The organism is Pseudomonas sp. SC11 (assembly GCF_047039205.1).
Taxonomy (GTDB): domain Bacteria; phylum Pseudomonadota; class Gammaproteobacteria; order Pseudomonadales; family Pseudomonadaceae; genus Aquipseudomonas; species Aquipseudomonas boreofloridensis.
This window is the reverse complement of record NZ_CP178183.1, coordinates 5,449,332-5,469,448: the sequence shown is the minus strand read 5'-3', so window position 1 is coordinate 5,469,448 and position 20,117 is coordinate 5,449,332. Positions and strand designations below refer to the sequence as shown.

Below are 20,117 nucleotides of genomic sequence, written 5' to 3'. Positions count from 1 at the left end.
ACTCGTTCCTACGAGTTGATTGGTGTGATGGACAAAGACCGAGCGAGGTGTTGGCGTGAACATTAATGCAACCCTGATTGGCCAATCCGTTGCTTTTCTGATTTTTGTGCTGTTCTGCATGAAGTACGTATGGCCTCCGGTCATCACTGCTCTGCACGAGCGCCAGAAGAAGATTGCAGACGGCTTGGACGCTGCCAACCGCGCAGCTCGCGACCTGGAGCTGGCCCAAGAGAAAGCGGGTCAGCAACTGCGTGAAGCGAAAGCACAGGCAGCCGAAATCATTGAGCAAAGCAAGAAACGCGCTGCTCAGCTTGTCGAGGAAGCCCGTGATCAGGCCCGCGTCGAAGCTGACCGTGTGAAGGCTCAGGCTCAGGCCGAGATCGAACAGGAACTGAACAGCGTCAAAGACGCCCTGCGTGCCCAAGTGGGTGCCCTGGCCGTTGGCGGTGCTGAAAAGATCCTTGGCGCCACAATCGATCAAAACGCGCATGCGGAGCTGGTTAACAAACTGGCCGCTGAAATTTAAGCGAGGGCGATCATGGCAGAACTGACCACGTTGGCCCGACCTTACGCTAAGGCTGCCTTCGAGCATGCCCAGGCCCATCAGCAACTGGCCAATTGGTCAGCCATGCTCGGCCTGGCTGCTGCGGTGTCGCAAGACGACACCATGCAGCGCCTGCTCAAGGCCCCGCAACTGACTAGCGCAGACAAGGCCGCCGCATTCATTGAAGTGTGCGGTGACAAGTTCGATGCACAGGCACAGAATTTCATTCATGTTGCCGCGGAAAACGACCGTCTCCTGCTTCTGCCGGAGATTGCCGCCCTGTTCGACCTGTACAAGGCCGAGCAGGAGAAATCCGTGGACGTGGAAGTCACCAGTGCTTTTGCGTTGAACCAAGAACAGCAAGACAAACTCGCCAAGGTTCTCAGTGCACGGCTCAGCCGGGAAGTGCGCCTGCACGCGTCGGAGGATGCCAGCCTGATCGGCGGCGTCGTCATCCGCGCCGGCGACCTGGTAATCGATGGCTCTGTTCGCGGCAAAATCGCGAAACTGGCCGAAGCATTGAAATCTTGAGTTTGAAGGGGCAGCAGAGCAATGCAGCAACTCAATCCTTCCGAAATTAGTGAAATCATCAAGGGTCGCATCGAGAAACTCGATGTCGGCTCCCAAGCCCGCAACGAAGGTACCGTCGTCAGCGTTTCCGACGGTATCGTTCGCATTCACGGTCTGGCCGACGTCATGTACGGCGAAATGATCGAGTTCCCGGGCGGCGTCTACGGTATGGCACTGAACCTGGAGCAAGACTCCGTGGGTGCGGTGGTACTGGGCGCTTACACCTCCCTCGCCGAAGGCATGTCCGCCAAGTGCACCGGCCGTATCCTGGAAGTTCCTGTTGGTAAGGAACTGCTGGGTCGTGTGGTCGATGCCCTGGGCAACCCGATCGACGGCAAAGGTCCGCTGAACAACACCGAGACCGACGCGGTCGAGAAAGTGGCTCCAGGCGTGATCTGGCGTAAGTCGGTCGACCAGCCTGTGCAGACTGGCTACAAGTCGGTCGACGCCATGATCCCGGTTGGCCGTGGTCAGCGCGAGCTGATCATCGGTGACCGTCAGATCGGTAAGACCGCCATGGCGGTCGACGCGATCATCAACCAGAAAGACAGCGGCATCTTCTGCGTCTACGTGGCCGTCGGCCAGAAGCAGTCGACCATCGCCAACGTCGTGCGCAAGCTGGAAGAAGCCGGCGCCCTGGCCAACACCATCGTGGTTGCCGCCAGCGCCTCGGAATCCGCCGCACTGCAGTTCCTGGCACCTTACGCCGGCTGCACCATGGGCGAGTTCTTCCGTGACCGCGGCGAAGACGCTCTGATCGTCTACGATGACCTGTCCAAGCAGGCCGTTGCCTACCGTCAGATCTCCCTGCTGCTGCGCCGTCCGCCAGGACGTGAAGCGTACCCAGGCGACGTGTTCTATCTCCACTCCCGTCTGCTGGAGCGTGCTTCGCGCGTTTCGGAAGAGTACGTCGAGAAGTTCACCAATGGCGCAGTCACCGGCAAGACCGGCTCGCTGACCGCCCTGCCGATCATCGAAACCCAGGCTGGCGACGTTTCCGCGTTCGTTCCGACCAACGTGATTTCCATCACCGACGGTCAGATCTTCCTGGAATCGGCCATGTTCAACTCGGGCATCCGTCCTGCAGTGAACGCCGGTGTTTCGGTATCGCGCGTCGGTGGTGCCGCTCAGACCAAGATCATCAAGAAGCTGTCCGGCGGTATCCGTACCGCGCTGGCTCAGTACCGTGAACTGGCGGCCTTCGCCCAGTTCGCGTCCGATCTGGACGAAGCGACCCGCAAGCAGCTGGAACACGGTCAGCGCGTCACCGAGCTGATGAAGCAGAAGCAGTACGCGCCGATGTCGATCGCCGACATGGCTCTGTCGCTGTATGCCGCCGAGCGTGGTTTCCTGACCGACGTAGAAGTCTCCAAGGTCGGCAGCTTCGAGCAAGCGCTGATCGCCTACTTCCACCGCGATCACGCCGAGCTGTTGGCCAAGATCAACGTGAAAGGTGACTTCAACGACGAAATCGACGCTGGCATGAAAGCCGGTATCGAGAAGTTCAAGGCCACCCAGACCTGGTAAGCCGCAGCGGGGGCTTCTGGCCCCCGCTTGCTAACCTGATAGGTGATACATGGCAGGCGCAAAAGAGATTCGCAGTAAGATTGCGAGCATCAAAAGCACGCAAAAAATTACCAGCGCCATGGAGAAAGTGGCGGTCAGCAAAATGCGCAAGGCACAACTGCGCATGGCTGCTAGCCGTCCTTACGCGGAGCGTATCCGCCAGGTGATCGGTCATCTGGCCAACGCCAACCCGGAATACCGTCACCCGTTCATGATCGAGCGCCCTGTAAAGCGCGTCGGTTATATCGTGGTGAGCAGTGACCGTGGTCTGTGCGGTGGCTTGAACACCAACCTGTTCAAGGCCCTGGTCAAGGACATGAACGAAAACCGCGAACAGGGCGTGGAAATCGACCTGTGCGTGATCGGCAGCAAAGGTGCGACTTTCTTCCGCATCTTTGGCGGCAACGTCGTAGCCGCGATCAGCCACTTGGGCGAAGAGCCATCGATCAACGATCTGATCGGCTCCGTCAAAGTGATGCTGGACGCCTACCTCGACGGCCGTATCGATCGCCTCTCGGTGGTTTCGAACAAGTTCATCAACACCATGACCCAAAAACCGACGGTCGAGCAGTTGGTACCGTTGGTGGCAACCCCGGATCAGGAACTCAAGCACCACTGGGACTACCTGTATGAACCCGACGCAAAAGAGCTGCTGGACGGCTTGATGGTGCGTTACGTGGAGTCGCAGGTGTACCAGGCGGTGGTCGAGAACAACGCTGCTGAACAAGCGGCCCGGATGATCGCCATGAAGAACGCCACAGACAACGCCGGTGACCTGATCAGCGAACTCCAGCTGATCTACAACAAGGCGCGTCAGGCTGCGATCACCCAGGAGATCTCGGAAATCGTCGGCGGCGCTGCCGCGGTTTAACGGTTCACATATTCAGAGGATCCAGCTATGAGTAGCGGACGTATCGTTCAAATCATCGGCGCCGTCATCGACGTGGAATTCCCACGTGACGTCGTGCCGAGTGTTTACAACGCGCTGAAAGTTCAAGGCGCGCAGACCACCCTGGAAGTTCAGCAGCAGCTGGGCGACGGCGTGGTTCGTACCATCGCGATGGGCTCGACCGAAGGTCTGAAGCGCGGTCTGGACGTCGTCGATACTGGCGCGGCCATTTCCGTTCCGGTGGGTAAGGCCACGCTGGGCCGTATCATGGACGTTCTCGGCAACCCGATCGACGAAGCCGGTCCGATCGGCGAAGAAGAGCGTCGCGGTATCCACCAGCCAGCGCCTTCGTTCGCTGACCAGGCAGGCGGCAACGACCTGCTGGAAACCGGCATCAAGGTTATCGACCTGGTTTGCCCGTTCGCCAAGGGTGGTAAGGTCGGTCTGTTCGGTGGTGCCGGTGTCGGCAAGACCGTCAACATGATGGAACTGATCCGTAACATCGCCATCGAGCACAGCGGTTATTCCGTGTTCGCCGGTGTGGGTGAGCGTACTCGTGAGGGTAACGACTTCTACCACGAGATGAAGGACTCCAACGTTCTCGACAAAGTAGCGCTGGTCTACGGTCAGATGAACGAGCCACCAGGAAACCGTCTGCGCGTCGCGCTGACCGGCCTGACCATGGCCGAGAAGTTCCGTGACGAAGGTAACGACGTTCTGCTGTTCGTCGACAACATCTATCGTTACACCCTGGCCGGTACCGAAGTATCCGCGCTGCTGGGCCGTATGCCTTCCGCAGTAGGCTACCAGCCGACCCTGGCCGAAGAAATGGGCGTTCTGCAAGAGCGCATCACTTCGACCAAGGAAGGTTCGATCACCTCGATCCAGGCCGTCTACGTGCCTGCGGACGACTTGACCGACCCGTCGCCAGCGACCACCTTCGCCCACTTGGACGCCACCGTCGTTCTGTCCCGTGACATCGCCTCGCTGGGTATCTACCCGGCCGTCGACCCACTGGACTCGACTTCGCGTCAGCTGGACCCGAACGTGATCGGCAACGAGCACTACGAAACTGCCCGTCAGGTCCAGTACGTTCTGCAGCGTTACAAAGAGCTGAAGGACATCATCGCGATCCTGGGCATGGACGAACTGTCCGAGACCGACAAGCAACTGGTTGCTCGCGCTCGTAAGATCCAGCGCTTCCTGTCGCAGCCATTCTTCGTGGCCGAAGTCTTCACCGGCGCGCCAGGCAAGTACGTTTCGCTCAAGGACACCATCGCTGGCTTCAGCGGTATCCTCAAAGGTGACTACGACCACCTGCCAGAACAAGCGTTCTACATGGTCGGCAGCATCGACGAAGCGATCGAGAAAGCCAAGAAACTGTAATCCCGGCGCCCCGCAAGGGGCGCTAATCAGGTTGAGGCAAGCAGATGGCTATGACAGTCCATTGCGATATCGTCAGCGCGGAAGGGGAGATCTTCTCCGGTCTGGTCGAGATGGTAGTAGCGCACGGTAACTTGGGCGATCTGGGTATCGCGCCAGGCCATGCGCCGCTGATCACTAATCTCAAGCCGGGTCCGATCACGCTGACCAAGCAGGGTGGCACTCAAGAGGTGTACTACATCTCCGGTGGCTTCCTCGAAGTGCAGCCGAACATGGTCAAGGTTCTCGCCGACACCGTGCAACGCGCTGCCGACCTGGACGAAGCTCAAGCTCAGGAAGCCCTCAAGGCTGCCGAGAACGCGCTGAACACCAAAGGTTCGGACTTCGACTACGGCGCTGCCGCCGCACGTCTGGCCGAGGCTGCGGCTCAGCTGCGCACTGTCCAGCAAATGCGCAGAGGCAAGTGATCCGGTCCTGCCGGTGATCTGCGTTGCGATTGAGTTAAAGGGTAGCCTCGGCTACCCTTTTTCTTTTCCCGAATTTCCCCCTCGGTCACATCCCTGACCGCCCAGGATTGGTAGCCAGTCAATGTCACTCGATATCGTTATTCTCGCCGCAGGCCAAGGCACTCGCATGCGCTCGGCGCTGCCCAAGGTGCTGCACCCGGTCGCTGGCAATTCCATGCTTGGCCACGTTATCCACAGCGCCCGTCAACTGCAGCCCAATGGCATTCATGTGGTCATCGGCCATGGCGCCGAACGCGTGCGCGAATCCCTGGCGGCCGACGACCTGAATTTCGTCATGCAGGACAAGCAACTGGGTACGGGTCATGCGGTCGCCCAGGCGTTGCCGGCGATCACGGCCGACACCGTGCTGGTGCTCTACGGCGACGTGCCGCTGATCGAGGTGCAAACGCTGCAGCGTCTGCTGGCGAAGGTCGACGACCGCCAACTAGGCCTGCTGACCGTGAACCTCGAGGATCCGACCGGCTACGGCCGTATCGTGCGCGACGAGCAGGGCCAGGTGACAGCCATCGTCGAACACAAGGACGCCAGCGATGCGCAGAAGGCGATCAAGGAAGGCAACACCGGCATTCTCGCGATGCCCGCCGCGCGCCTGGCCGACTGGATGGGCCGCTTGTCCAACAACAATGCCCAAGGCGAGTACTACCTCACCGACGTGATCGCCATGGCTGTGTCCGACGGCCTGGTGGTGGCCACCGAGCAGCCGCACGATCCGATGGAAGTGCAGGGCGCCAATGACCGCCGCCAGCTGGCTGAACTCGAGCGACACTATCAGTTGCGTGAAGGCCGTCGTCTCATGGCCCTGGGCGTGACCCTGCGTGATCCGGCGCGTTTCGATGTGCGCGGTGAGGTGACGGTTGGGCGCGACGTGCTGATCGATATCAACGTCATTCTCGAAGGTCAGGTGGTCATTGAGGACGATGTTCAGATCGGCCCGAACTGCGTGATCAAGAACAGCACACTGCGCAAGGGTGTGGTGGTCAAGGCCAACAGCCATATCGAAGGCGCGGTGATGGGTGAGGGCAGCGACGCCGGTCCGTTCGCCCGGCTGCGTCCAGGGAGCGTGCTGGAGGCCAAGGCCCATGTGGGTAACTTCGTCGAACTGAAGAACGCTCATCTGGGCGAAGGCGCTAAAGCCGGCCACTTGACGTACCTGGGCGATGCGCAGATCGGTGCCCGCACCAATATCGGTGCCGGAACCATCACCTGCAACTACGACGGCGCCAACAAGTTCATGACCGTGCTGGGCGAGGACGTCTTCATCGGCTCGAACAACTCGTTGGTAGCGCCTGTGGAAATCAAGGATGGCGCCACCACTGCGGCTGGCTCGACCATCAATCAGGCGGTCGAACCTGCTCAGTTGGCGGTCGCCCGCGCACGTCAGCGCAACATCGACGGCTGGAAGAGACCGGTGAAGATCAAGAAAGACTGAGTTATCAACAGCTCTGTTATCCACAAGCCGACTTATGTGAATAAGTCGGCTTTTGTTTGCGCGGGTTTCTGGGTGACAGCGGTTAATGGGCGGCTTGACGAAATGCCGATCTTAGGTTTTGATTGCATCCATTATCTTTCGAATCGAAACTTAAAAGCAGATGTCGAAACGAAACACCCCCCAGCGCCGCCATAACATCCTCGCCTTGCTCGCAGAACAGGGCGAGGTGAGCGTCGACGCATTGGCCAAGCATTTCGAAACGTCTGAAGTGACCATTCGCAAGGACCTCGCTGCGCTCGAAACCAACGGGCTGCTGTTACGCCGCTACGGCGGCGCCGTGCCGGTACCGCAAGAAATGTTCGGCGGGGTCGCCCAGCCCATTTCCAGCTACAAGAAAGCCATCGCCCGCGCTGCCGTAGCCGGTATTCGCGAGCATGCGCGCATCATCATCGACAGCGGCAGCACCACGGCCGCGATGATCCCTGAACTGGGCCGCCAGCCCGGCCTGGTGGTGATGACCAATTCGCTCAACGTGGCCCGTGCCATCAGCGAACTGGAGCATGAGCCTGTGTTGCTGATGACCGGCGGCACCTGGGATCCGCATTCGGAGTCGTTCCAGGGCCAGGTCGCTGAGCAAGTGCTGCGTTCCTACGATTTCGATCAGCTCTTCATCGGTGCCGATGGCATCGACCTGAACCGCGGCACCACCACCTTCAACGAGCTGCTTGGCCTGAGCCGGGTGATGGCCGAGGTGGCCCGTGAAGTGATCGTGATGGTGGAGTCGGACAAGGTCGGGCGCAAGATTCCCAACCTCGAGCTGCCTTGGGGCAGCGTTACCACCCTTATTACAGACGAGCGCCTGCCGAGTTCGGCACGCGACCAGATTCAAGCCCGCGGCATCAACCTGATCTGCGCCGCGATCAGCCAGGAGCAATGACCATGTGTGGAATCGTCGGTGCAGTCGCCGAGCGCAACATCACCTCCATCCTCATCGAAGGCCTCAAGCGTCTCGAGTACCGCGGCTATGACAGTGCCGGCCTGGCGGTAATCACCGCCGAAGGCCAGTTGGACCGCCGTCGCCGCATCGGCAAAGTGGCCGAGCTGGAAGTCGCCGTGAGCGCCGAACCGCTCAATGGTCACCTGGGCATCGCGCATACTCGCTGGGCCACCCACGGTGCGCCGACGGAGCACAATGCCCACCCGCACTTCTCCGGTCAGGAAGTGGCCGTTGTTCACAACGGCATCATCGAGAACCACGAAGAGCTGCGTGAAGAGCTCAAAGGTCTGGGCTACGTGTTCGCGTCGCAGACTGACACCGAAGTGATCGTCCACCTGATCCACCATACCCTCAAGCAGATCCCCGACCTCACCGAGGCGTTCAAGGCCGTGGTCAAGCGCTTGCATGGCGCCTATGGCCTGTCGGTGATCAGTGCCAAACAGCCGGACCGTCTGGTCGCCGCGCGCAGCGGCAGCCCGCTGGTGATTGGCCTGGGCCACGGCGAGAACTTCCTCGCGTCCGACCAACTGGCCCTGCGCCAGGTCACTGACCGTTTCATGTACCTGGAAGAAGGCGACATCGCCGAGATCCGCCGCGATCACGTGAGCATCTGGGACCAATCCGGTGCTGCGGTGCAGCGCGAGGCCGTGCAGTACCACGAAGGCGCCGAGGCGGCGGACAAAGGCCACTACCGCCACTTCATGCTCAAGGAAATCCATGAGCAGCCGTCGGTGGTTCAGCGCACCCTGGAAGGGCGCCTGGGCAAGGACCATGTCATGGTCCAGGCGTTCGGCCCACAGGCCGCCGAGCTGTTTGCCAAGGTGCGCAACGTGCAGATCGTCGCCTGTGGCACCAGCTACCACGCCGGCATGGTCGCCCGCTACTGGCTGGAAAGCCTGGCCGGCATCCCGTGCCAGGTCGAAGTCGCCAGCGAATTCCGCTACCGCAAGGTGGTCGTCCAGCCGGACACCCTGTTCGTGTCGATCTCCCAGTCCGGCGAAACCGCCGATACGCTGGCGGCGCTGCGCAACGCCAAGGAACTGGGCTTCCTCGGCAGCCTGGCGATCTGCAACGTCGGCATCAGCTCGCTGGTGCGCGAGTCGGATCTGACCCTGCTCACCCTGGCTGGCCCGGAAATTGGCGTCGCCTCCACCAAGGCGTTCACCACCCAGCTGGTGTCGTTGATGCTGCTGACCCTGGCCCTGGGCCAAGTGCGCGGCACGCTGGAAGCGGGCGTCGAAGCCGAACTGGTCGAAGAACTGCGTCGCCTGCCGGCGCGCCTGGGCGAAGCCCTGGCCATGGACACTGTGGTCGAGAAGACTGCCGAGCTGTTCGCCGACAAGCACCACACCCTGTTCCTCGGCCGCGGTGCGCAGTACCCGGTGGCGATGGAAGGCGCGCTCAAGCTCAAGGAAATTTCCTATATCCACGCCGAGTCGTACCCGGCCGGTGAACTCAAGCACGGCCCGCTGGCGCTGGTCGATGCCGACATGCCAGTGGTCACGGTTGCGCCGAACAATGAGCTGCTGGAAAAGCTGAAGTCGAACCTGCAGGAAGTCCGCGCCCGTGGCGGCGAGCTGGTGGTGTTCGCCGACGAGAACGCCGGCATGAGCAACGGCGAAGGCACCCACGTGATCAAGGTGCCGCACATCATCGACGCCCTGGCACCGATCCTCTACACCATCCCGCTGCAGTTGCTGTCGTACTACGTGGCCGTGCTGAAAGGGACCGATGTCGACCAGCCGCGTAACCTGGCCAAGTCGGTGACGGTGGAGTGAGGGTTGCTGGGTCGGATGTAGGGTGATGATTACCCTCGCTCCCAAGCGCTGCGCAGCAGTTCTCAACGGGTGTGCATTCGACTGATCAATCACGCAGCGATGAAGGAGGCACAAAGCCTCCTTCATTGATGGACAATCGCGCCCTGAAAGGGTCGCCGTCATGTCTTCTCTGGTTGGGGAACACGCTGCAGCACGTCCTCATAGGCACGCAGATCGAGGAACGCCGTTACCTCGATCGCACGTGCGTTTTCCATCCGTAATATCCAGGCATAGCGGTTGAGATAGGGCTTACCGTCGCCCGCGACGGCCTCGCCTGTCCAGTGGACGATGACGTATCCGCCATCGGCCCAGACGTGCCTCGACACCGGCCGAATGGGTGTTTTGAGCCGCACGGTGAGGGGGCGAACCGCCCTCTTCATCAAATCATCGCGCCCGTGATAAGTACCTGCGTAGGGCCCTGACCCTTCAATGGTCCAGACGACATCGGGTGCCACAACCTCGTTGAAGAAGTCAGAGCCACCCGCTGCCCACCGATCGAATGCGGCAGCGACAACGGCTTTATTGTCGGCGACCACTGCAGGCTGGCTTGGCTCGACAATCGCCGAGGCAGACGTTGCACAGCAGGCAAGCGACGCGCAGAGAACGAGGCTGAACATGTGATGGGTTGAACGCAGGCTGGTCACGATATGTCCTCCCTTGGCGTTTCTTGTCCCACGCGTTTCTGCACCGTGGTGCCGCCGAATATCAATTGCTGGACCATCGGTCTGGCAACAAACCGACCCGGAAAGATAGGTTCAGGCGTGCTCGCTCGATCCAGGCGTTCGAGATGCGATTGGTCCAACTCGATGCTGAGTGCTTTCAGGTTGTCTTCGGCTTGAGCCAGTGTTCGCGCCCCGATGATGGGCGCCACCACCACCGGGTTGCGCAAGGCCCACGCCAGCGCAACCTGGGAGGCTGTGGCGCCTATTTCCCGGGCGATATCGACCACCACGCTGGCGATGAGCAGCGAGCGCTCGTTCATGTGCCCCGTGGCACTGATCACGCCCTTGCGGTCTGTCGCTACGCCGGCTTCTTGGTTATCGCTCAGGTCTTCACGTCCATACTTGCCGGTCAGAATACCGCCGCCCAGCGGTGACCACGGCATCACGCCGAGCCCCATTTCCCGCGCCATGGGCAGTAACTCATGCTCCACGGTGCGCTCCACCAGGCTGTACTCGATTTGTAGCGCGACCAAGGGCGACCAGCCGCGCAGCTCTGAGAGCGCTTGCAACTGCACGACCTTCCACGCGGGCGTGTTGCAGATGCCCAGATACAGCACCTTGCCGCTGCGAACCAGATCATCCAAGCCGCGCATGACTTCTTCCGCGCTCGTGGTGAAGTCCCACGCGTGCAGGTACAGCAGGTCAATACGGTCGGTGTCCAGTTGTCGGAGGCTGGTTTCGACCGAACGGATCATGTTGAGGCGATGATTGCCGCCTGAGTTGGGGTCACCGGGATCACGGGCCATGGTGTACTTGGTTGAAACAACCAAGCGCTCGCGCCGACCCTTCATCAACTGGCCAAGCATGCGCTCGGACGCGCCATTGGTGTAGTTGACCGCGGTGTCTATGAAGTTGCCGCCCGCTGCGACATAGGCGTCGAAAATTTGCCGGGCTTCGGCTTCGTCCGTTCCCCACCCCCAGTCGGAGCCGAAGGTCATCGTCCCCAATGCAAGTGGGGAAACGCGAATGCCGGAGCGGCCAAGCAGGCGGTACTGATCGAGTGCTGCAGAATTAGACATTGGAACTCCTTACCGAACTCTGTCGATGGCGGTAGGGAGACTGTGCGTCGAGAGGGCGGCTTGCGCGTACAGGGATCGTCTTGCATTCTTGCATCATCCTCCGAGGTACTGGGAGTTCCACGCCAGAACGTTTGGGACACGCCATGAATCAGCGGCACACCCTGATCGACATCATCCGTCGTCATGCGCCTTCCAATGGTTTCCACTCAACGCCCCTAGCAGGCGTGACATTGGTGCGTTCAGATACGCCCACCGTGCCCATGCCCGTGGTGTATCAGCCAACCCTCTGCTACATCGTTCAAGGACGTAAGCAGGTCTCGATTGGCGCCACGACCTACGTGTACGACGCGGCCAATTACCTGGTCGCCTCAGTCGATATGCCGGTGATGGGCTCGATTATCGAAGCGAGCGAGGCAGAACCCTATCTGTGCCTGGTGCTTGACTTGGACAGGGCGGTGCTCAGCGAGCTAGCCCTGCGCCATCCAACCACTCGCCACGAATCATCTACCTCGACGCCAAGCGGTATCGAACTCAACGGCAGCACCCCGGAGCTTTTGGACGCCGTCAGCAGGCTGGCTCGCTTGCTCGACACGCCCCAAGACGCTGCAGAACTGGCGCCGCTGGTGATACGTGAAGTGCTCTATCGCCTGCTCACCCGACCTGGCAATCAGATGCTGCTGCAGATGGCCACGGCCGACAGTCGTCTTCGTCAGATCGCCAAAGCGATCACCTGGCTTCGTGCCCACTATCAGGAGCCGGTGCGCATCGATGATGTGGCGGGCGTCGCAGGCATGAGCCGCTCCACCTTTCATGCCCATTTCAAGGCGGTGACGTCAATGAGTCCGCTGGAATTCCGCTGCCTGCTCAGACTGCAGGAGGCCCGGCGCTTGATGGTGGCCGAGGCGCTGGACGCGGCCGGTGCCGGTTACCGGGTCGGCTACGAGAGTCCGTCTCAATTCAGCCGTGACTACGCACGCATTTTCGGCCTTCCGCCTGCCCGAGATGCTGTGCGATTGCGCAGCGGCGCTATCTAGGGATTATCCGATCACGGTTCGATACCCCAGTGACCCGCGCTCACTGCGCTGCGTTAGCAGGCCATCGCTGTAGCTCATCCCATACGCTGGCATACAGGTCCTGCACCTCGGGTGGGCACGCCACGGTGTATTCGGCGTTTTCCAGCACGGCTTTGGGAATGTTCAACTCGGGTGCGTTTTTGAGGTGTTCTGTCAGGAATGTGTCAGCGCCTTCGATCCCTGTGGCGTAGCCGTGAAAACTTGAGTTGAGCGCAGCATTGCGTGGGGCCAGTATGAAATTCATGAACAGCCGCGCATTCTCCACATTGCGAGCCTGGGTCAGCAGCACCAGGCTGTCGCTGAACACTTGCGTGCCTTCGCGCGGCAGGCCGAAGTGAACATGTGGGTTGGCCAAGCGCTGGCGCAAAGCCGCGCCATTCCAATCGATACTTGCCTGAAAATGTCCGCTGGCCATCATTTCCACACTGCCGTAGTCCAGCGCCTTCCACGCAGGGCGAGCCCTCAGCAAGGTCTGTCGTACCTTTTCCATCAACGCAGGATCTGCACTGCACATCCGTCCACCATGCAGGCGCACTGCTGCATAGATCACCTCATTGAGGTCGGCACCAATGTTTATGGTGCCCTTCAGCGCCTCGGGTGGATCCAGGACCACCGACCAGGTGTCGATATCGCCTGCATAACGGTCGGCGTGCACTGTCACGCCCACGACGCCCCACGCCCAGGGCAGCGAATACCGCCGCCCGGGATCGAAAGGTGGATTGCGCCACGCGTTCTGCACATGACGGTAATTGACCAGGTCGGTGGCGCCGCTCGGGTGTAGCAGGTCTGCCTGGCGCCAGGCAGGCAAAAAGTTGCTGGCGACCACCGCGATATCGGCCTGGACCTTACCCTCGCTGATGTCGGCCAAGGCCGCTTCGCTGGTGCGGTACTCGATCAGTTTGACTTTGACGTCATAAGTGCGCTCGAACTGGGTCAGCAGTTCCGGACTCGTGTAACTCTCCCAGTTGTAAAGCGTCAGGGTGCCCGCAGCGTTGACCGCAGTGGTGAGTAGACAGCCGTGCAGGCCGACCAGCAAACGCGTCGCCAGCGTTTTGATCATCAGATGCTTCCTCACTTGATCAGGCCATTGGCAGCAGGATGCGTCCCAACGCCACCTGCTCGGCATGAGGGTCTTGCCCTTCCAGAGCGGAATAGGCGATCGACGCTGAAAACAGCATGAGCAACACCGAGGCGCTGCGCAGAAACGTGCCGGTGTGCATCGACCAGGCACTGCGCAAGGTCAAGAGGTGGCCTAAGCAGGTCCAGAGGCTACCGATCGGAATCAGTACCAGCAGGAACACACCCATGAACCAGGCGAAGTGCTGGGGTGACTGGAATGCCGATAACGGAAATGCAGTGCTTGCGAAAAGAAATGCCTTGGGATTGAGCAGGGTTGCCAGAAACACCTCCAGGCCTCCGGCGCCTTGTCGCGTCGAAGCCAAGCGTGGTGCTCCGCTGCGCCACAAGCGGATGGCAAGCCACAGCAGATAACCGGCACAGAGCCATTTCATGCTGACCAGCAGCCAGGGTCGGTTGGCGGCGTAGGCGAGCAGCAAGCTGCCCCAGGCCAGGATCGAGAGGGCGTAACCTGCCGCTTCTGCCCCGACCAACGGCAAGGCTTTACGCAGGCCACGCTGCACACCCGCCGAAAACAGCAAGGTATTGGTGGGCCCAGGCACCACCAGGATCAGCGCCGCAAGCAGCGCCATGGGCAGCAGTTGATCGAGCGTCGGCATGGGAAATCCTCGCAAGGGTAATTCAGGGCGCCGTGAACGGCAGTGATGTGCGCAACGGCTCGACGCTGTCCAGTCCCAATCCCATGCGGCACAGACGCTCGATGCCGATACCGAAACCAGCGCTGCATGGCGGAACACTGCCGTCACGCAACAAAGCACACATGATCGCGTCCTCAGGGCCGAAGCTGGCGAGATGGCGAGCTTGAGCTTCGAAACGGTCTGGATCGTCTTCGTCGGTGTAGCCGTGCACCACTTCCACGCAATCGATGAGAATCTCGAAGCGCTCGACGATGGCACCTTGGCCCTCTCGGCGTCTGGCCCGCACTTCCGGCAGTAGGGGGAAGTCGGTTACCACCAGGCAGCGCCCACGTGACAATGGCTCGATGCGCTCGGTGATGTAGCGATCGATCAGCCACAAGGGCGAGATGTCCGGCTCGCTGTACATCTGGCGAAAGCGGCGCACCAGGGCATCGCCAGCCTCTGGGTCAGTGAACAGATCGATGCCCAAGTCATCGCGCAGATGACTGGCAAAGGACAACGTCTCCATCGGTCCCGAGTAGGACGCTTCGACCAGCCTACAGGCTAATTCGAGCATTTCACCCAAGCTCGCGTCTTGGCGGTAGAGATCGAGCATGGTGAATTCAGGCAAATGAGTGCTGTCCAGCGCGTCGGGCCTGAAGCAGGCCGCCAGCTCGTAGATCGCCGGTGCATGTTGCAGATTGCAACGCAGGGCGAAGGCCGATGACTCGCGAAGCCACCGACCATCGCTCAGTTGCAGGCGGGGACGATCGGCATCGCCGGGATAGCGGCGTAGAATCGGCGTCATGATCTCCAGGTAGCCCTCGCTGTCGAGCAACTGGCGGATACGCTGAAGCAACCGAGCCTTGTAGATCACGGGGTGAGTATCGGGGGTCATGCACGCTCCTTGTGGCAAGCTTCTGACAGCTCGCTATCGGCTCACGGTTGTGGATTGATCTTCCACCAGCGGGGACGCGACGAGGTGAACGAGTGGGAGGCCGGGCGCAGTGCCTTGTCGCCTTTGGCATCGAAGCAGCCCAGAAGGAGTCCGACGGTAGGCGCATCGTCGATGGCGCCAAGGCTGCTGCCGCAGGTGGGGCAGAAGGCACGGCTGGATTCAGCCGAGGAGCGGTACAGTGCTGGCTCTCCACCTTCGCCTATCCAGTCCACATCGGCCTTGTCGAACTCCACCCAGCACAGCGTCAGACTGCCTGAGTGCCGTTGGCACATGCTGCAGGAACAGGTATGCGGGAACCGCGGCTCGCCCTTGGCGCTGAAACGAATGCGACCGCACAAGCAGCCACCGGTATAGACGGTTTTTTTCATAGGGCTAGTCCTGGCCGTTACGGGCGGTGTCGACCATCGCACTGAGTTCCACCCATTGATCGACAAACGGGTTGAGCATCTGCAGGAAGCCGTCGATCACTTGTGGTTGCAGGAAACCGAACAACTGGGCCTGGCGAATGAAATGAGCGATACCGTCCTGATGTCCCTGCTCGACCGCCACCTTGTCAGTGGCAGCATCATGCTCTTCGTCTAGATGCATGCGGTAGTAGTCGTTCAGCCTGGGTAGATCCGCCCCCTGGCCGCGACCAAGCACCTGCCCGAGTCGGTCTGTGATCGCTTGCAGCAGTCGGGTCTCGGCAATCGCCACCGCCTCTGTGGCGTAGTACATGCCGAGGATGGTGGAAGGGCAGTGGGACCAGGCCAATACGTCGATCAGCGACACCAGGCTCTGGGTAGAGGTCGCCCTGGGCATCCAGCCGTTGACGCGAAAACCCAGATCGGCGATCAGCGCACCGCTGAACACCACATAGTGGGCGGGTAACTTGCCGCGCTCACCGCCTTCCTCAAGATAATTGCGGGTCAGCTCCTGGGCCAGCTCGGGGCAGAAGCCACGTACCGTATCTGCTGCGCGCAACAACAGCGTCGAGTTGTAGCGGGCGAATACCGACAACTCGCCGATGTACAGGCGCGCCTCTTCAGCGCTCAAAGTGTCTGGCTCGACGCGCTGCCAAATCTGTTGGTAAAGACGCTCGATGAGAGGATCGAAGTGTTGGGTGATGAGATCGTGGCCTGAAACGACCGCATGACCATGGCCAATGGCTTGTTCGAAGACCTGTTGGGTACTCGGCGTCTGAATCAGGGCCTCATCCACGAGGCTGGGGTAATTTCTAAACATGCTCGACACTCCTTGTCCTGTTCATGCCACGTCGAGGCTGCCGGTCCGCGAGAGCGCCCGGCTAGCGACACGCTGTTGCTCGGTGTGCACCTGCACAGGATCGTAGGTATTGAGTTGCTCCAGCCAGGCGACCTGACCTGCATCCGGGTCATCCAGCACCACACTGCGTGCTCCGGCGAACACACGACGCTGACCCGAAGAGCATCCCAGCGCTGCTTGGTGGCTGATGCGCAAAGGTTCGCGCAGACGGATACTCTGGCCGATCTCGATGGGTAGAGGATCCTGCAGAGGACCTTCCTCGCGCACCTTCTCCGAGATGCGACGTGGCAGTTCCCATCCACCGTTGCTGACCAGTCGATGCCAGTGGTAGCCCAGGTACTCAGGTAATGCCCCGTCGCTCCAGCGGCGCAAGGTGTCGTCCAGCAATTGCCCAAGCGGCGCGAGCAGCGGATTGCGGGTGCCGAAAGGCAGCAGGTCGGAGATGCCTTCCTGATCGAATGGCAGGCTCTGTTCACTGAGGTCCGGTATCACTCGGCGGGAGAGGAAGCGGGTCAGTGGATAGGTATAGAACGGCAGTGCCACCGAAACCGAATATTCGTCTTGACGGCCGATGTGATAGACCGACGCGGGCAGATAGAGCACATCGCCAGGCTTGAGCACGAAAAGTTTGCCCGTCTTGAGCAAGGCGTCGTAGGCGTTGGCATCGGCGAAGGTGGGCGCTCGGCCTCCGGCCAGGGCGATGTATTCATCGCGAGTCCAGCAGTAGAAATCCTTCACACCGGGGCCCAGATGACAAAGGAACGCGTGTTCGAAGCCTTCGTGGATACCGAAGGCCGTGCCGGCGTAATTGCCGCAGAACGCCGCTTGCTCCACACCCCCCACTGGCATGCCGCGAAAGGCGAAGAATGAACGAATGAAACGACCGAAGTCTGCCGCCAGGCGGGGGCTGATCTGTTCGAGGTTGTTGATGACCAGACTGAAACGCGTTTTTCCAGTGAGGCGCTGCATGAAAGTGACCAGCGTTTCACCCTCGCGGCGCTCTTGGCTATAGGCCGGATCAATAAGTTCATCCCGGCGCTGCTCGCCATCGTAGATACGAATACGGCAGTCCGTAGTTTCCCGGACAGCGTGTTCGGTCAATGTATAAAAAGCCTGCTCGACTGCATCGGGACCTGCAAAACTTTCATGTAAGGGCAAAAGGGATTCGAACAAGTAGGGCGCACGACCACCGCCGGTCTTTTCGTCAAAGCCGTTCCACAACGTTGTTTCAAACATGTTAAGCCATTCCTTTGTGCTAATTGAAAACAACGACGTCGTTGCGATGACCGGCCACTTGAAACTTCAGTGGCCGGCGCTTGCAGCACTCAGGCGTCAGGTCGCATTCCTGCTTTCATCGCGTCCGGCCGCATACCGGCCTTCAATGCGTCCGGGCGAACCCCGGCCTTGAGCGCATCCGGGCGAACACCCGCTTTCAGGGCATCCGGGCGTACACCGGCTTTCATCATGTCCATTTCGAAGTTCATCATGCATGTTCCTTCTACGATGATTGGCAAACTAAATTTGCCCGCACGCACAGGCACGATAGTACCGCGGAGCCAGAGGGTGGCCCTTTATGTATTCTTGCACCCGTCCGTGCAGACGATGGGTTCAAGCACGCCTTGGAACACTGCTCTTTGGCGCTCGAAAATAATTACCTTTGCCGTAGGAATTTTCCAATTCAGAAAATGTTTCGACTTGTTTTAGGTGTTCCAAGGTCTTGATCGAGCATAAAAAACAAGCTGAAAAATGAGAGAAAACGCCGAGCATCGGACAGGGTTGATCCGGGGAGGCAGCCGATTGAAATGATCGCTGATCAGGCCATTTACTACAGTCATCATGCGCGGTTGGATATAACCAAGATCACGCCAAACGTTCTGCTATCAAATGAAGTTGATGGAGCGAGTTCACACTGTGGAAAGGAGAGTCGTCATGGTTATAGCCATTCCTCGCCGCTGGTTGGCACTGCTTGCGATCATGCTTGCCTTCCTGCCCGTGGTCCTGGACATGACCATACTGACCATCGCCGTGCCCACACTGACGTTGGCACTGGGCGCTTCGTCGACCGAAGTCCTTTGGATCATGGATATCTACCCATTGCTGATGGCGGGGCTCCTGGTGCCCATGGGAACGCTGGCCGATCGGCTCGGCAACCGTCGCTTGCTGCTGATCGGCTTGATGGTATTCGGCATGGCATCGCTGTTGGCGGCCCTGGCCCCGACCGCCATCTTGCTGTTTGCCGCCCGCGTGCTGCTGGCCTGTGGTGGCGCCATGATCATGCCGTGTGTACTGGGCATCATTCGTCGCACTTTCGAGGATGAGCACGAGCGTGCCATGGCACTGGGTTTGTGGGGTATGGTCGCTGCGGCTGGCGCAGCGCTTGGTCCATTGATGGGAGGGGCGCTGCTGGAGCACTTTTGGTGGGGATCAGCCTTCCTGGTCAATGTTCCGATCATGCTCGTGGTGGCGCCGATGGTCGTGCTGTTGCTTACACCCGATCAGGAAACGACTCGCGGCGCTTGGGCGCTAGGTCAGTCACTGCTCCTGATCGTGGCCATGCTGGCGCTGATCTACGGGATCAAGGCTGCACTTGGGGCCACTGCGCCTCTAACCGTGGCGATGGCGATCGCCCTTCTGGGGTTAGGGCTTCTGAGTCTTTTCGTGAGGCTGCAATTGCATTCGACATCGCCCATGCTCGACCTTTCGCTGTTCACGCGGCCTGCGATACTGGCCGGAACCGTCATGGCGATGGTGACGTGCGGGGCGCTCGCTGGCGTGGAGCTCACGCTCGCCCAGGAACTGCAATACATGCTGGGCAAGACGCCCCTGCAGGCCGCGACGTTCATGATCCCTATCATGGCCGCAGCCGCCGTTGGCGGACCGCTAGCCGGGTATCTCAACAGCTTTTGCTGCCTTCGGTGGGTGGCCAGTGCTTCGTTGTGGCTATGTGCCGCTGCCTTGGTGTTGCTGGCCTTGGCCGATCTGGACCGACCTGGCCTTTGGGTTCCCGCGATCCTGGCGGTGTTGGGTCTTGCTCTGAGTGTAGGGCTGACAACGGCTTCCATCGCGATCATGGGTTCGGTCGGAGCCGACAAAGGCGCAGAGGCGGGATCTTTGGAGGCGACGGCCTATGAATTGGGCACCGCGCTGGGAATCGCCTTTTTCGGTATGTTCATGTCCACCGCCTTCGGCCATAGGCTCGAGCTGCCTGCTGAGCTCGCGCAGCCTCTGGCGGACCGCGCACTGCAATCCATCGGCGATAGTCATGTCGTCGCCCAAGGGCTGGCAGAACCCCTGCGCACGACACTGATAGAAGCTGCCCATGCCGCGTTTGCGAAAACGCACGCGCTGTTACTGATGACCTGCTCGGCCATCATGCTGACGCTTGGGATTTTCGTGTCGGTCCTGCTCAAAGGATACAAGCAGTGACAGCGAGCGAATGGCTCGTTTGCGTGCCAGTGCGCCCGCCCATGAGAGGAACTAACGTCTTTCTGAATTCTATTCATTAGTCACCCACTGCTGGAGTCTCCTACCATGCTCATCAATTCGGGAGGGTGCAACGCTGATGAGCGATTAGCCAGACAGTGTCAGCGGCACCGAAATCTGTAA

20 protein-coding genes are annotated in these 20,117 nt (G+C 60.3%); 11 read left to right on the top strand and 9 right to left on the bottom strand.

Features of this window, described 5'->3' with window-relative positions:
- Window positions 1-55 precede the first annotated feature (55 nt).
- The 9 genes from ACK2SD_RS24290 to glmS all read left to right on the top strand — a co-directional run bounded on the left by ACK2SD_RS24290 (window position 56) and on the right by glmS (window position 9,683).
- Window positions 56-526 carry a F0F1 ATP synthase subunit B gene (locus ACK2SD_RS24290; protein WP_029612173.1) on the top strand — a complete coding sequence of 157 codons (471 nt, stop codon included), beginning with the start codon at window positions 56-58 and terminating at the stop codon, window positions 524-526.
- Window positions 527-538: 12 nt separating this feature from the next.
- Window positions 539-1,075, top strand: a complete 537-nt coding sequence (locus ACK2SD_RS24285; protein WP_029612174.1) for a F0F1 ATP synthase subunit delta — start codon at window positions 539-541, stop codon at window positions 1,073-1,075.
- Between the two features lie 21 nt (window positions 1,076-1,096).
- Window positions 1,097-2,641 (top strand): F0F1 ATP synthase subunit alpha, encoded by a 1,545-nt coding sequence (gene atpA, locus ACK2SD_RS24280; protein ID WP_029612176.1) that lies wholly within the window; start codon window positions 1,097-1,099, stop codon window positions 2,639-2,641.
- Between the two features lie 49 nt (window positions 2,642-2,690).
- Window positions 2,691-3,551 (top strand): F0F1 ATP synthase subunit gamma, encoded by an 861-nt coding sequence (gene atpG, locus ACK2SD_RS24275; RefSeq protein ID WP_029612178.1) that lies wholly within the window; start codon window positions 2,691-2,693, stop codon window positions 3,549-3,551.
- Window positions 3,552-3,578: 27 nt separating this feature from the next.
- Window positions 3,579-4,955 carry a F0F1 ATP synthase subunit beta gene (gene atpD, locus ACK2SD_RS24270; RefSeq protein ID WP_317872224.1) on the top strand — a complete coding sequence of 459 codons (1,377 nt, stop codon included), beginning with the start codon at window positions 3,579-3,581 and terminating at the stop codon, window positions 4,953-4,955.
- Between the two features lie 44 nt (window positions 4,956-4,999).
- Window positions 5,000-5,419, top strand: a complete 420-nt coding sequence (locus tag ACK2SD_RS24265) for a F0F1 ATP synthase subunit epsilon (protein ID WP_023532701.1) — start codon at window positions 5,000-5,002, stop codon at window positions 5,417-5,419.
- A gap of 121 nt (window positions 5,420-5,540) precedes the next feature.
- A complete protein-coding gene (glmU, locus tag ACK2SD_RS24260; RefSeq protein WP_412461039.1) occupies window positions 5,541-6,908 on the top strand; it encodes a bifunctional UDP-N-acetylglucosamine diphosphorylase/glucosamine-1-phosphate N-acetyltransferase GlmU in 1,368 nt (455 codons plus the stop codon).
- 160 nt (window positions 6,909-7,068) lie between these two features.
- Window positions 7,069-7,845 (top strand): DeoR/GlpR family DNA-binding transcription regulator, encoded by a 777-nt coding sequence (locus tag ACK2SD_RS24255; protein ID WP_412461038.1) that lies wholly within the window; start codon window positions 7,069-7,071, stop codon window positions 7,843-7,845.
- 2 nt (window positions 7,846-7,847) lie between these two features.
- Window positions 7,848-9,683, top strand: coding sequence for a glutamine--fructose-6-phosphate transaminase (isomerizing) (gene glmS / locus ACK2SD_RS24250; RefSeq protein ID WP_412461037.1), 1,836 nt, complete (start codon window positions 7,848-7,850; stop codon window positions 9,681-9,683).
- 158 nt (window positions 9,684-9,841) lie between these two features.
- Here the strand turns inward: glmS and ACK2SD_RS24245 are convergent, their stop codons facing one another.
- Window positions 9,842-10,366, bottom strand: a complete 525-nt coding sequence (locus ACK2SD_RS24245) for a nuclear transport factor 2 family protein (protein WP_412461036.1) — start codon at window positions 10,364-10,366, stop codon at window positions 9,842-9,844.
- Window positions 10,363-11,463, bottom strand: a complete 1,101-nt coding sequence (locus ACK2SD_RS24240; protein ID WP_412461035.1) for an aldo/keto reductase — start codon at window positions 11,461-11,463, stop codon at window positions 10,363-10,365. Before ACK2SD_RS24240 ends, ACK2SD_RS24245 begins: the two co-directional genes overlap by 4 nt.
- A gap of 143 nt (window positions 11,464-11,606) precedes the next feature.
- Between ACK2SD_RS24240 and ACK2SD_RS24235 the strand changes: the two genes are divergently transcribed.
- A complete protein-coding gene (locus ACK2SD_RS24235) occupies window positions 11,607-12,497 on the top strand; it encodes an AraC family transcriptional regulator N-terminal domain-containing protein (RefSeq protein WP_412461034.1) in 891 nt (296 codons plus the stop codon).
- Window positions 12,498-12,537: 40 nt separating this feature from the next.
- Here ACK2SD_RS24235 and ACK2SD_RS24230 read toward each other — a convergent pair whose 3' ends face one another.
- The 7 genes from ACK2SD_RS24230 to ACK2SD_RS24200 form a co-directional block, all read right to left on the bottom strand.
- Window positions 12,538-13,596: an extracellular solute-binding protein gene (locus ACK2SD_RS24230; protein WP_412461033.1), complete on the bottom strand. Its 1,059-nt coding sequence runs from the start codon at window positions 13,594-13,596 to the stop codon at window positions 12,538-12,540.
- A 19-nt stretch (window positions 13,597-13,615) separates the two neighbouring features.
- Window positions 13,616-14,272, bottom strand: a complete 657-nt coding sequence (locus ACK2SD_RS24225) for a LysE family translocator (RefSeq protein ID WP_412461032.1) — start codon at window positions 14,270-14,272, stop codon at window positions 13,616-13,618.
- Between the two features lie 22 nt (window positions 14,273-14,294).
- Window positions 14,295-15,188 carry an amino acid--tRNA ligase-related protein gene (locus ACK2SD_RS24220; protein WP_412461031.1) on the bottom strand — a complete coding sequence of 298 codons (894 nt, stop codon included), beginning with the start codon at window positions 15,186-15,188 and terminating at the stop codon, window positions 14,295-14,297.
- Window positions 15,189-15,229: 41 nt separating this feature from the next.
- Entirely contained in the window at window positions 15,230-15,616 is a 387-nt protein-coding gene (locus ACK2SD_RS24215; protein WP_412461030.1) for a GFA family protein, read from the bottom strand.
- 4 nt (window positions 15,617-15,620) lie between these two features.
- Window positions 15,621-16,472 carry a DUF3865 domain-containing protein gene (locus ACK2SD_RS24210; protein WP_412461029.1) on the bottom strand — a complete coding sequence of 284 codons (852 nt, stop codon included), beginning with the start codon at window positions 16,470-16,472 and terminating at the stop codon, window positions 15,621-15,623.
- Between the two features lie 21 nt (window positions 16,473-16,493).
- Window positions 16,494-17,612 (bottom strand): JmjC domain-containing protein, encoded by a 1,119-nt coding sequence (locus ACK2SD_RS24205; protein WP_412461028.1) that lies wholly within the window; start codon window positions 17,610-17,612, stop codon window positions 16,494-16,496.
- A gap of 224 nt (window positions 17,613-17,836) precedes the next feature.
- The gene (locus ACK2SD_RS24200) at window positions 17,837-17,998 is read right to left on the bottom strand and encodes a hypothetical protein (RefSeq protein ID WP_412461027.1); all 162 of its coding nucleotides are present in this window, start codon (window positions 17,996-17,998) and stop codon (window positions 17,837-17,839) included.
- 442 nt (window positions 17,999-18,440) lie between these two features.
- Here ACK2SD_RS24200 and ACK2SD_RS24195 point away from each other — a divergent pair, with 442 nt between their 5' ends.
- Window positions 18,441-19,937, top strand: a complete 1,497-nt coding sequence (locus ACK2SD_RS24195) for an MFS transporter (protein ID WP_412461026.1) — start codon at window positions 18,441-18,443, stop codon at window positions 19,935-19,937.
- Window positions 19,938-20,117 lie beyond the last annotated feature (180 nt).

Excerpts from the sequence above, each read along its gene's own strand:
- ACK2SD_RS24285 (WP_029612174.1), top strand. The coding sequence starts at position 539 with ATGGCAGAACTGACCACGTTGGCCCGACCTTACGCTAAGGCTGCCTTC.
- atpA (WP_029612176.1), top strand. The coding sequence starts at position 1,097 with ATGCAGCAACTCAATCCTTCCGAAATTAGTGAAATCATCAAGGGTCGC.
- atpG (WP_029612178.1), top strand. The coding sequence starts at position 2,691 with ATGGCAGGCGCAAAAGAGATTCGCAGTAAGATTGCGAGCATCAAAAGC.
- atpD (WP_317872224.1), top strand. The coding sequence starts at position 3,579 with ATGAGTAGCGGACGTATCGTTCAAATCATCGGCGCCGTCATCGACGTG.
- ACK2SD_RS24265 (WP_023532701.1), top strand. The coding sequence starts at position 5,000 with ATGGCTATGACAGTCCATTGCGATATCGTCAGCGCGGAAGGGGAGATC.
- glmU (WP_412461039.1), top strand. The coding sequence starts at position 5,541 with ATGTCACTCGATATCGTTATTCTCGCCGCAGGCCAAGGCACTCGCATG.
- ACK2SD_RS24255 (WP_412461038.1), top strand. The coding sequence starts at position 7,069 with ATGTCGAAACGAAACACCCCCCAGCGCCGCCATAACATCCTCGCCTTG.
- glmS (WP_412461037.1), top strand. The coding sequence starts at position 7,848 with ATGTGTGGAATCGTCGGTGCAGTCGCCGAGCGCAACATCACCTCCATC.
- ACK2SD_RS24240 (WP_412461035.1), bottom strand. The coding sequence starts at position 11,463 with ATGTCTAATTCTGCAGCACTCGATCAGTACCGCCTGCTTGGCCGCTCC.
- ACK2SD_RS24235 (WP_412461034.1), top strand. The coding sequence starts at position 11,607 with ATGAATCAGCGGCACACCCTGATCGACATCATCCGTCGTCATGCGCCT.
- ACK2SD_RS24230 (WP_412461033.1), bottom strand. The coding sequence starts at position 13,596 with ATGATCAAAACGCTGGCGACGCGTTTGCTGGTCGGCCTGCACGGCTGT.
- ACK2SD_RS24225 (WP_412461032.1), bottom strand. The coding sequence starts at position 14,272 with ATGCCGACGCTCGATCAACTGCTGCCCATGGCGCTGCTTGCGGCGCTG.
- ACK2SD_RS24220 (WP_412461031.1), bottom strand. The coding sequence starts at position 15,188 with ATGACCCCCGATACTCACCCCGTGATCTACAAGGCTCGGTTGCTTCAG.
- ACK2SD_RS24215 (WP_412461030.1), bottom strand. The coding sequence starts at position 15,616 with ATGAAAAAAACCGTCTATACCGGTGGCTGCTTGTGCGGTCGCATTCGT.
- ACK2SD_RS24210 (WP_412461029.1), bottom strand. The coding sequence starts at position 16,472 with ATGTTTAGAAATTACCCCAGCCTCGTGGATGAGGCCCTGATTCAGACG.
- ACK2SD_RS24200 (WP_412461027.1), bottom strand. The coding sequence starts at position 17,998 with ATGATGAACTTCGAAATGGACATGATGAAAGCCGGTGTACGCCCGGAT.
- ACK2SD_RS24195 (WP_412461026.1), top strand. The coding sequence starts at position 18,441 with ATGGTTATAGCCATTCCTCGCCGCTGGTTGGCACTGCTTGCGATCATG.